The following is a 12,603-nucleotide window of genomic DNA, read 5'->3' on the forward strand; positions in this document are numbered from 1 at the left end:
GCAAATGGTGGGCCAGTTGGTTGGCACGCCGGTTCAACTGCGCATAGTTCAATGACTGCTCGCCCTGCACCGCTGCCGGTGCCAGCGGCTGCGCAGCAACATGCTCTTCGAACCGCGCATGTAGCGTCTGCGTATGCGGGTAGTCACGCCGGGTGGCGTTGAACTCGACCAACACTTGGCGAACTTCGGCCGCCGGCACCACCGGCAACTGCTCGAACGGTGTGTGGGGCTGCTGTTCCAACGCTTGCACCAGGTGCTCCACGGCGTTGAGCAGGTAATCACAAATGCGCTGCGCCTCCAGCGGCGAGACCACCAGCGCACTGAGATTGAATTGCTCGCCCAGGTCATCGACGCTGAGGGTGATCGGGTAGTTGGTGCGTTCTTCGGCATGCAAGAAGTACATGCCGTGCCACGCCTCGTCGAGTGTGGCGGCGTCGTCGACCACACCACTGTGACGGTAATTGAGCAAGGCACTGAACAACGGCGTACTCGCAGGCACCCCGCTGCAACGTTGGGCCAGGGCCAGGGACGCATGCTCATGACCGAGCAGTGCGGTCAGGCGCGCGTGGGTGGACTTGACGGCAGAGCGCACACCGGCAGCGTCAACATCGACTCGTAGCGGCAAGGTATTGATAAACATGCCCAACGCGCGGTCGGCGCCTTCACCGCCTTGCATGCGGCCCATCAGCACGGTGCCGAACACCACCTGCTGGCGGCCCGACAAGGTGCCGAGCACGCGCGCCCAAGCCAAGTGAAACAGGCTGGCGGCACTCACGCCGCTCTGGCGTGCCTGTTCACGCAAACGCAGGCTCAAGTCGATATCGAGCAGGCGCGTGGCTTCGCCCACCCCATGCCCATCGCCTTGCACGTCCTGCAGGCCGAACGGCAAGGTCGGCTCATCGATTGCACCGAGCATGTCGCGAAAGAACCGTTCGTGCTCCACATCGGCACTGCCCAGGCGCGCCTGCGCCACATAGTTGCGGTACGGCACGGCGTGGCCCAGTTGCTGCGCTTGCCCCAGCAGGAGCATGCGCATTTCCTGCTGCACCACGTCGAGCGCGGTGTGGTCCATCACCAGGTGATGGAACATCAGCAAGGCGACCACACGCTGGTTGGCCTCGTCATGGGCATAGACGATGCGCATCAACGGCGCCTGGGTCAGGTCCAGGCGATAGTGACGGGCGTCGAAACGTTCACGCAGTTGGCTCACGACGTCAGCGCCCTGCGCTTGCACATGCATCTGCTCGACACCCAGTACGGCTTTGCGCCAGACCACTTGCACCGGGTTTTCCAAACCTTGCCAGACCAGGCTGGTACGCAGGATGTCATGGCGATCGATTACCGCCTGCAACACCTGCGCGAACACCTGAAAACGCTCCAGATTGTCAAAGCCGTAGCTGGATTGCAGCAGGTAGGGGTCACCGGTTTCGGCGCGGATATGATGGTAAAGCACGCCTTCCTGCAACGGTGCCAGCGGGTAGATATCCTGCACATTCGCCGTGCCGCCCGGGATTTGCGCGACGATATGCTCGATGCTCGCTTGATCCAGAGTGACCAGCGGCAACAGTTCGGGGGTAATGCGCGCGCACTCGGGGCTGATCAGATTGGCCGGCACGGCCACTTCACGGCCACTGCCCACCGCGGCGGCCAGCGCCGCCAGGGTCGGCTGGCGGAACAGCACGCGCACGTCGGCGCTCAGGTCGGCCTGGCGCATGCGCTCGATCAGGTTGACGGCCAGCAGCGAATGCCCGCCCAGTTCGAAGAAATTGTCGTGGCGCCCGACCTGCTCAACCTTGAGCACATCGGCCCAGATCTGCGCGAGCACGTTCTCCACCTCGCCTTGCGGCGCTTCGTAGCCACGGCTGAGCAACGCGTCCTGGTCGGGTGCGGGCAAGGCTTTGCGGTCGACCTTGCCGTTGTTAGTCAGCGGCAAGCTGTCCAGGCGCACATAGGCGCTCGGCACCATGTACTCCGGCAACTGCGCTTGAAGGTGCTGATGCAGCGCCTGGAGGTCGACCGCGCCACGCTCAGTGAAATACGCCACCAGGCGCTTGTGCCCTGGTTCGTCCTCACGGGCCAGTACCACAGCGTCCTTGACCTGGGGGTGCTCGCTCAGGCGTGTCTCGATCTCGCCCAATTCAATGCGGAAACCACGGATTTTCACCTGCTGGTCGTTACGCCCCAGGTACTGCAAAGTGCCGTCGGCACGCCAGGCCACCAGGTCGCCGGTGCGGTACATCAGGCCGGCGTCGCTGAACGGGTCGGCGAGGAATGTTTGCGCCGTCAGGTCGGCACGGTTGAGATAGCCCAGGGCGACGCCCTGGCCACCGATATACAGCTCACCGGTCACACCCACCGCCACCGGTTGCTGGCGCGCATCCAGCACATAGGCACGGCTGTTGCCGACCGGCCGGCCGATGGGAATGCTGCCCTCCTCGGCCGAAGTGATTTCAAAGGTGGTCGAGAAGGTGGTGGCTTCGGTCGGGCCGTAGCCATTGAGCAGGTGCTGCGGCGCGCCGTCTTTGAGTACTCGGGCGATGACACGCGGGTCGAGCACATCGCCACCGACGATCAGATAACGCAGTTGCGTGAACACCGGCAACAGCCCTTCGGCGTATTGGTGGAACAGGCCGGCAGTCATCCACAGCACATTCACCGCTTCAGCGCTGAGCAACTGGGCAAACAGCTGGCGGGACAACAGCGTGTCCTGGTCGACCACCACCACCGCGCCGCCGTTGAGCAAGGGCGCCCACACGTCGAGGGTGCTGGCATCGAACGCCGGGTTGGAGGCAAAGGCCACACGGTCGTGCTGATTGAAATCGGCGTAACCGTTGTTGATCACCAAGCGCGTAATTGCCCGGTGCGGCACCAATACGCCTTTTGGCGTGCCGGTGGAGCCGGAGGTATACATGATGTACGCCGCTGTCTCGGCCGATTGCTCCAGTGCCAGGTTGCAGTCGGGACCAGCGCTCAGGTCCAGGCGGTCGAGGTCCAGGCGACGCGCGCCCGGCGGCGTAGCGATCGAGGCCACACTGAGCAACAGTTGCGCCCCGCTGTCCACAACCATAAAGCCCTGACGGTCCAGCGGCGCATTAACGTCCAGCGGCACATACACGGCCGCGCATTTGCTGATCGCCAACTGGCTCACCAGCAGGTCCACGGAACGTTCGAGCAGGATCGCGACGCGCTCGCCCGGCGCCACGCCCAGGCCGATCAAGTAATGGGCCAAGCGGTTGGCCCGTGCATTCAATTGGGCATAAGTCACCCGTTGTGCCGCGTGCACGGCGGCCAGTGCCGTCGGCTGCCTGGTCGCGAGCGCTTCGAAAAGTGCGTGGATGGTCTGGGTCTGCGGGTAGTCGCGCGCCGTGGCGTTGAATGCCGTCACCACCTGCTCACGCTCATCCGCCGGCAGGATCGCCAGCGTGTGCAGCGCGGTCGTGGACGATTGCTCCAGTGCCTGCACCAGGTGCTCCAATGCCTGATGCACAAACGCGCACAGGCGTTGCGCCCCGACTTCCGGCAAAGTCAACACGGTCAGGCTGAAACCGTCACCCCATTCATCGACGTTCAAGGTCAGTGGGTAGTTGGTGCGTTCTTCGCCGCCAAGCCCCTCCATGCCCTGCCAGGCTTGCTGGGTCTGTGCCGACCCATCGCCCGCACTGCTATGGCGATAGTTGAGCAGTGCACTGAACAACGGCAGCGGTGCCAGCACCTGGCTGCAGCGTTGCGCCAGGGCCAACGAGGCGTGCTCATGGCCCAGCAACGCGCTCAGGCGCGAATGCGCCTGGCGTACGCCGGCGCGAGCATCGCGACTGTCCACGTCAATGCGCAACGGCAAGGTATTGATGAACATCCCCAACGCCCGTTCGGCGCCTTCGCCGCCGAGCATGCGGCCCATCAATACCGTGCCGAAAACCACGTGTTGCTGGCCGGTGACACCGGCCAGCACCTGGGCCCAAGCCAAGTGGAACAGGCTGGCGGCACTGACGCCCAGGTGGCGCAACTGGCTGCGCAAGCGCCGGTTCAATTCGGGATCGACGCCCAGGCGAGCCTCTTCGATCGTCTGGGCATCGCCCTGCACATCCTGCAGGCCGAACGGCAACGTCGGTTCGTCGATATCACCCAACAACTCGCGGAAGAACGCTTCGTGCTCTTGCTCGCTGACCCCCAGGCGCGCCTGAGCCACATAATTGCGATATGGCACCGGCACCGGCAGTTCAGCGCTCGGGTCCAGCAGGTAGGCCTGCATTTCCTGGCTCACCACGTCCAGCGCGGTATGGTCCAGGGCAATGTGGTGGAACAACAGGATCGCGGCCACACGCTGATTGGCCGGGTCCTCGGCATGCACCAGCTGCATCATGGGCGCACGGGCCAGGTCCAGGCGATGCTGGCGGGCGCCAAAACGCTGCTCCAGTTGGGCAAGCACAGCGCCTTTCGCGCCATCCACCACCACCTGCCGCACGTCCAGTTCAGCCTTGCGCCACACCACTTGTACCGGCGCCGACAGGCCCTCCAGTACTATTGCGGTGCGCAAGATGTCATGCCGGTCGATCACGGCCTGCAACGCCTGTACAAACGCCTGCAAGCGTTGGCTGTCGGCAAAGCTGAAGCGCGCCTGAAGCAAATACGGATCGCCCTGCTCAGCACTGAGGTGGTGGTACAGAATGCCTTCCTGCAGCGGTGCCAGCGGGTAGATATCCTGCACATTGGCCACGCCACCGGGCACGCTGGCGACGATACGGTCGATGCTGGCCTGGTCCAGGCTGATCAGGGGCAACAGGTCCGGGGTAATGCGTTGGCAATCGGCCTGGATGCGGTTGGGCTCAACCGTCACTTCACGGCCGTGACCCACAGCCGACGCCAACGCCGCCAACGTCGGCTGGCTGAACAGCACGCGCACATCGGCGTTCAAGCCGGCCTGGCGCATGCGGCTGACCAGGCTGACCGCCAGCAACGAATGCCCGCCCAATTCGAAAAAATGGTCATGGCGCCCGACGCGCTCGACCTTGAGCACGTCTGCCCAAATCTGCGCCAGGGTGGCTTCCACTTCGCCCAGCGGCGCCACATAGCTGCGGCTGAGCATGGCCTCGTGGTCCGGCTCCGGCAGGGCCTTGCGGTCCAGCTTGCCGTTGGCAGTCAGCGGCAGGTTGTCCAGCCGTACATAGGCGGACGGCACCATGTACTCCGGCAGTTGCGCCTGCATAAAGCCACGCAGGGTTTCAATGTCCAGCGTCTCGCGCTCGGTGAAATAGGCGATGAGGCGTCCGTCGCGGGCCAATACCACGGCTTCACGGACCTGCGGATGCGCGCCCAGGCAGCTGTCGAGTTCACCCAGCTCGATACGCACGCCGCGGATCTTCACTTGGTCATCGTTACGCCCCAGGTACTCCAGCGTGCCGTCAGGCAGCCAGCGCGCCAGGTCGCCGGTGCGGTACATGCGCGCCTGCGGCGCGGCACTGAACGGATCATTGACAAAACGCTCGGCGGTCATTTGCGCACGGTTCAAATAACCGCGCGCCACCCCACCGCCTCCGACATACAGCTCACCGGTCGCGCCCAGCGGCACCGGCTTGAGCTGTGCATCAAGCAGGTAGACCTGGGCGTTGGCTACGGGTTTGCCGATGTGCAGGGGCTGCCCGGCTTCAATCACGCCGGAAGTCGCCACCACCGTGGCCTCGGTCGGGCCATAGTTGTTGACCAGGGTAAACGATTGCGCCTGGCTGAACTGGCGCAGACGATCGCCGCCGATCAGCAGGGTCTTGAGCGTCGGGTGTTCCAGTGACTGGCTGAAGGCGTACTCGGCCACCGGCGTGGGCAAGAAGCTGACATCCAGCGGCTGCGCCTGCCACCAGGCCAGCAGCGCATCAATGTCTTCATTACCGTGGGCCGCCGGCGGTAGATGCAGGGTCGCTCCCGCGCACAAGGCCGGCCAGACTTCCCAGGCCATCGCGTCGAAACCAAACCCGGCGACACTGGAGGTGTGGCTGCCCGCGTGCAGGTCGAACGCCTGGCAGTGCCAGTTCACCAGGTTCTCCAGAGTCTGGTGTTCGACCATCACGCCTTTGGGCAGGCCGGTGGACCCGGAGGTGTAAATCACATACGCCAGGTGCGCCGGGGTCAGGCCGGCGATGTGTGGATTGTCTTGCGCAGGCCCTTGCAGCAGGCGACTGTCGAGTTCCAGCACCGGTACTAGCAGGGCCGGCAAACGCTCAGCCAGGCCCGGCTGTACCAGCACGGCCACCGGGGCACTGTCTTCGAGCAGGTAGCCGATGCGGTCCAGCGGGTGCGCCGGGTCAATCGGCACATACGCCGCGCCGGCCTTGAGGATCGCCACCAGCCCCACCAGGGTTTCCAGACTGCGGCGCGCGCAGATCGCCACGCGATCGTCCGGCTGCACCCCCAGTTCAAGCAGTTGCAAGGCCAGCTGATTGGCCTGCTGGTTCAGTTCACCATAGGACAGCGCCTGCCCGTCGTACAGCACCGCGACCGCCTGCGGGTCACGCAGCACTTGTTGTTCGATACGCTGATGGATGGTCAGCCCGCGCGGGTAGTCGACCTGGGTTTGGTTGAAACCTTCGAGCAGTTGCGCACGCTCGGCGCTTGGCAGCACCGGCAGTTGGTTGACCGCTATCGATGAGCCTTGCTCCAGCGCCTGCACCAGGTGTTCCAGTGCGGTCAGCATGTATTCGCAAAAACGTTGCGCGCCCAGTACCGGCAACGCCTGGACGGTGACGGCAAAACCGTCGCTCAGTTCATCGACGCTGAGGGTCAGCGGGTAGTTGGTGCGCTCTTCGGTGTGGAAAAATTCGATACCGCTCCAGGCCGCCTGGGCCTGCTCGGATCCCAGGTCATGGGCACTGTGGCGATAGTTGAGCAAGGCGCTGAACAAGGGTTGCGGCGCGGCCACGCCGCTGCAACGTTGCGCCAGCACCAGGGGTGCATGCTCATGGCCGAGCAACGCCGTGAGCCGCGCATGGGTTGCCTTGAGTGCGGCGGCCGGGCTGTGACCGCCCACGTCGACGCGCAGTGGCAAGGTGTTGATCAGCATGCCCAGCGCATGCTCGGCGCCTTCGCCACTTTCCATACGCCCGAGGAATACCGTGCCGAAGACCACCCGTTCATTGCCGGTGACGGCCGCCAGCACCTGGGCCCACGCCAGATGACACAGGCTCGCCGTACTGACCCCTTGCTGCCGGGCCTGGGTGCGCAGGCGCTGGCCCAACACCGCCGGAACCGACTGCCCGGCCTCTTGCAGCACCTGGCCGTCCCCTTGCACATCCGCCAGGCCAAAGGGCAGCGTCGGTGCGTCCACGTCGCCAAGCATCTCGCGAAAAAACGCTTCGTGCTGCTGCTCGCTGACACCCAGGCGTGCCTGGGCCACGTAATTGCGGTACGGCACCGGTTTGCCCAGTTGTGCGGCCTGGCCCAGCAGGTATTGCTGGATTTCATGCTGCACCACCGCCAACGCGGCATGGTCGGAGACAATGTGATGCAACATCAGCAAGGCCAGCCAGCGATCATTGACCGGGTCGTGCGCGCAGGCGATGCGGATCAGCGGCGCCTGGCTGATGTCCAGGCGGAAATGCTGGTTGTCGAAGCGCTGTTCCAATTGCTGGCGAACGTCGCCGACGGCTGGGTCCAACGCGACTTCTTCCACCTGCAGGCGCGCCTGGCGCAGTACCACCTGCTGGGGTTCTTCCAGGCCGTCCCAGAGCACGGCGGTGCGGAAGCTGTCATGCCGGTCGATCACGTGTTGCAGCGCCTGGTTGAAGTCATCCAGGCATTGACGGTTGTCCATGCCGATCATGCATTGCAGCACGTAGGGGTCGCCCTGTTGCGCAGACAGGTGATGGAACAGAATGCCCGATTGCAGCGGCGCCAGCGGGTAGATGTCCTGGATGTTGGCTGCGCCGCCGGGAATACACGCGACGATGCGCTCGATGCTGGCCTGATCCAGTGTCGTCAGCGCCAGCATGTCCGGGGTGATATGCGTGCAACCGGCGGGGATGCGGTTGGCCGGTACCGTGACCTGTCCGGCGCGCTCGGCGCGGTACTCGCCAGCGTTGATCAAGGCGATCAACGCCGCTTTGTGCTCGCGCAGCGAGGCCAATACGCTGGGCTCCTTCAACGCTTGCTTGTTGCCCTGCACCACGAGTTGGTCACCCTTGACGGCAAGCTGAACGTCTTTTTCTTTTAATGTCGCCAACAGTTCGAGAACACTCACAGGACCATCTCCATTCTTTCTGTAATTTCGGCGTATTCCCAGAGCGTGGGTTGCTTGAACAGCGCCTTGACGTTTGCATCGATGCCTTCCTGGCGTAACCGCCCGATCAGGCTGACGGCGAGTAATGAATGGCCGCCCAGTTCAAAGAAATGGTCATGTCGACCGACCTGGTCGACCTCCAGCAATTCAGCCCAGAGCCGGGCCAGTGCGATTTCGGTGTCGGTCGACGGCGCCTCATACTCACGCGTACGTAACGCCCCGAGGTCGGGTGCCGGCAGGGCTTTGCGGTCGAGCTTGCCGTTAGGGCTCAGCGGCAGCGCCTCAAGGTGCACGAACAATTGCGGCACCATGTAGTCCGGCAATAGCGCCAACAGGTGCGTGCGCAAGGCTTCAGCCTCGGCCGGCACACCGGTGTAATAGGCCACCAGACGCTTGTCGCCCGGCACGTCCTCGCGGGCCAGCACCGCGGCTTCCTGGATCTGCGGGTATTCGCCCAGGCGTGCCTGGATTTCTCCCAGTTCGATGCGCAGGCCACGAATCTTGACCTGGTCATCGTTACGGCCCAGGTACTCGATATTGCCGTCGGCCAGGAAGCGTCCGACATCACCGGTGCGATACATGCGCCCGGCGTTGAAGGGGTTGTCGACGAAGCGTTCGGCCGTCAGTTCCGGGCGATTCAGGTAGCCACGGGCAACTTGCACGCCACCGATAAACAGTTCGCCGCTGACGCCCAGTGGCGCCGGCTGCAAGTGTTCGTCCAGCACATAGAGGTAGGTATTGGCGATCGGCTTGCCGATCGGCGTGTTGTCCGGGGTGGTCGGCCCGGCGCAGTCCCAGGCGGTCACGTCCACCGCCGCTTCGGTCGGCCCATAGAGGTTGAACAAGGCGCTGGTTGGCAGTTGCTGCTTGAAGCGGCGCACCACACTGCCCGGCAGTGCCTCGCCGCTGCACATCACGCGTACCAGCCCGGCCGCCTGGCTGAGTTCACCATGGGCGAGGAATACCTCAAGCATCGACGGTACAAAGTGCAGCGTGGTGACACGTTCGGCCTGGATGATCTCGCACAGGTACGCGGGGTCCTTGTGCCCGTCAGGACGGGCCATGACCAGGCGCGCCCCGGTAAACAGCGGCCAGAAGAACTCCCACACCGACACGTCGAAGCTGAACGGGGTTTTCTGCAGCACCGTGTCGCTGGCGTCGAGGCCGTAGGCTTCCTGCATCCACAGCAGGCGGTTGACCACCGCGCTGTGTTCGTTGATGACGCCCTTGGGCTTGCCGGTGGAGCCGGAGGTGTAGATCACATAGGCCTGGTGTTGTGGGGTCAACCCGGCAATCAACGGGTTGCTCGCCGACTGCTGTTGCCAGGTGAGGCGCTCCAGGTCGACGACCGGCACGTCGAGGCGCCCCAGCAAGGCACGGGTGGCGCCTTGGACCAGCACCACGGCCGGCGCGCTGTCTTCCAGCATGTAGGCCAGGCGTTCCAGCGGATAAGCAGGGTCCAGCGGCACATAACCGCCGCCGGCCTTGAGAATTGCCAGCAAGCCAACCACCATTTCCAGGCTGCGCTCAGCGCAGATCGCCACCCGCGAATCCGGCACCACACCGAGCTCACGCAGATGATGGGCCAAGCGGTTGGCGCGCTCGTTCAGCTCGCAATAACTCAGGTGCCGGGCGTCCGCCAATACTGCGACGGCGTTCGGCGTGCGCGCCACTTGGGCTTCGAACAGCCCGTGCAGGGTTTGTTGCAGCGGGTAGTCGCGGGCCGTGTCGTTGAAGGCCACCAGCACCGTTTCACGCTCTTGGGCCGGTAGCACCGAGAGTTGCTGCAAGGCGCTGTGCGGCGCGGTCTCCAACGCCTGCACCAAGTTATGCAAAGCGGTCTGCACATAGTCCACCACGCGCTGGGCATCCACCGCGATGGCCTGTACGTTCAAGCGGAAGCTGTCACCTTGGTCATCCACGTTCAGCGCCAGCGGGTAGTTGGTGCGTTCTTCGCTGGCCAGGGTTTCGATGCCCACCCAGGCGTCACGGGTCTGATGCATCACGCCATCGCTGGCGCTGTGCCGATAGTTGAGCATCGCGCTGAACAACGGCGCCGGCGCGGCCACGCCACTGCAGCGCTGGGCCAGGGATAATGAGGCATGCTCGTGGCCCAGCAGCGCCGACAGGCGTGCGTGGGTGGCACGCACGCCGGTCCTTGCGCTGTGCTGGCCGAGGTCGACGCGCAGCGGCAAGGTGTTGATGAACATCCCCAGCGCGCGATCAGCGCCTTCGCCGCCCTGCAGGCGCCCGACCAGAACCGTGCCGAACACGACGTCCTGCCTGCCCGAGACTGCGCCCAGCACCTGGGCATAGGCCAAGTGGAACAGGCTGGCAACGCTGACCCCAAGGGCACGCGCCGCAGTGCGCAGACGCCGGCTGACGTCCAGCGGCAAGGTCTGGGTAACTTCAGCCACCGTGTTGCCGTCGCTCTGCACGTCCTTGAGGCCGAACGGCAGCGTCGGCTCGTCAATATCGCCGAGCATCTCGCTGAAAAAGCGTTCATGCTCCTGCTCAACCCCACCCAGGCGCGTCTGGGCTACGTAGTTGCGGTAAGGCACCGGCGCCGGGAGTGGCGCGGTGGCGCCCAACAGGCTGGCGGCCATTTCCCAGCTGACCACCTCAAGTGCCGTGTGGTCCAGGACCATGTGGTGGAACAACAGCACCGCCACGGTGCGGTCATTGCGCTCGTCGCGGGCATAGGCCAGGCGCATCAAGGGTGCCTGGCTGACGTCAAGGCTGTAGTGCCGAGCGTCAAACCGCGCATGCAATTGGGTCAGGATATCGCCATCGGCCGGGTCGAGGATCAGCTCCTGCACCGGTAGTTCGGCTTTGCGCCACACTACCTGTGCGGGGGCGCTCAAGCCCTCCCAGACCATCCCGGTACGCAGGATGTCGTGGCGCTCGATCACGGCTTGCAGGGCGTGGGCAAAACGCTGCAAACGCTCGGGGCTGTCGAAGGCCATTTGCGACTGCAGCAGGTAGGGGTCGCCCTGCTCGGCGGTGATGTGGTGATAGAGAATGCCTTCCTGCAACGGCGCCAGCGCATAGATATCCTGCACATTGGCCGCGCCACCCGGAACCTGGGCGACGACATGGTCAATACTGGCCTGGTCCAGGCTGATCAGGGGCAACAGGTCTGGCGTGATGCGCTCACACGCGGCAGTGATCAGGTTGGCCGGCACGGCCACTTCACGCCCACTGCCCACGGCGCCAGCCAGTGCCGCCAAGGTCGGCTGGCTGAACAGCACACGCACATCGGCACCGAGTCCGGCCTGGCGCATGCGTTCGATCAGGCTCACGGACAGCAGCGAGTGGCCGCCCAGTTCAAAGAAGTTATCGTAACGGCCAACCTGTTCGACCTTGAGCAGGTCCGCCCAGATCCGTGCCAGCACGTTTTCCACTTCCCCCTGGGGGGCTTCGTAGCCACGACTGAGCAAGGCGTCCTGGTCCGGTGCCGGCAGGGCCTTGCGGTCAACCTTGCCGTTACTGGTCAGCGGCAGGCTGTCCAGGCGCACGTAGGCGCTCGGTACCATGTAGTCCGGCAGCTGCGTCAACAGGTCGTCGCGCAGGGTGGCGATGTCCACGCTGTCGCGCTCAGTGAAATACGCCACCAGGCGCTTGTGCCCCGGCTCGTCTTCACGGGCCAGTACCACAGCGTCCTTGACCTGCGGGTGCTCGCTCAGACGTGCCTCGATCTCGCCCAGCTCGATGCGGAAACCACGGATTTTCACCTGTTGGTCGTTACGGCCCTGGTACTGCAAGGTACCGTCCGCGCGCCAGGCCACCAGGTCGCCGGTGCGGTACATCAAGCCCGTGTCGCTGAACGGGTCGGCGAGGAATGTTTGCGCCGTCAGGTCGGCACGGTTCAGGTAGCCGAGGGCAACGCCCTGACCGCCGATATACAGCTCGCCGGTCACGCCGACCGGCACCGGTTGCTGATGGGCATCCAGCACATAGGCACGGCTGTTGCCGACCGGCCGGCCAATCGGGATGCTGCCCTCCTCGGCCGAGGTGATTTCAAAGGTGGTCGAGAAGGTGGTGGCTTCGGTCGGGCCATAGCCATTGAGCAGGTGCTGCGGCGCGCCGTCCTTGAGTACTCGGGCGATGACACTTGGGTCGAGCACATCGCCGCCGACGATCAGGTAGCGTAACTGCTTGAACACCGGCAGCAACCCTTCGGCGTACTGGTGGAACAGGCCGGCGGTCATCCACAACACGCTGACCGCTTGCTGCTGCAACAGCGCGGCGAAATCTGCCTGGGACAACAGCGTGTCCTGGTCGACCACCACCACCGCGCCGCCGTTGAGCAAGGGCGCCCACACGTCGAGGGTGCTGGC

The 12,603-nt window shown here is 64.4% G+C and carries 2 protein-coding genes; both read right to left on the reverse strand.

From position 1 onward, the window contains the following. The coding region (locus tag AOA59_RS00590; protein WP_143522732.1) for an amino acid adenylation domain-containing protein at positions 1-8,224 on the reverse strand (8,224 nt) is incomplete at its 3' end. After that, positions 8,221-12,603, reverse strand: a 4,383-nt coding sequence (locus AOA59_RS00595) for a non-ribosomal peptide synthetase (RefSeq protein ID WP_143522733.1), incomplete at its 5' end; no start/stop codon positions are given. The genes AOA59_RS00595 and AOA59_RS00590, both read right to left, overlap by 4 nt.

This window comes from Pseudomonas sp. 2822-15 (assembly GCF_002742515.1).
Lineage (GTDB): Bacteria > Pseudomonadota > Gammaproteobacteria > Pseudomonadales > Pseudomonadaceae > Aquipseudomonas > Aquipseudomonas salomonii.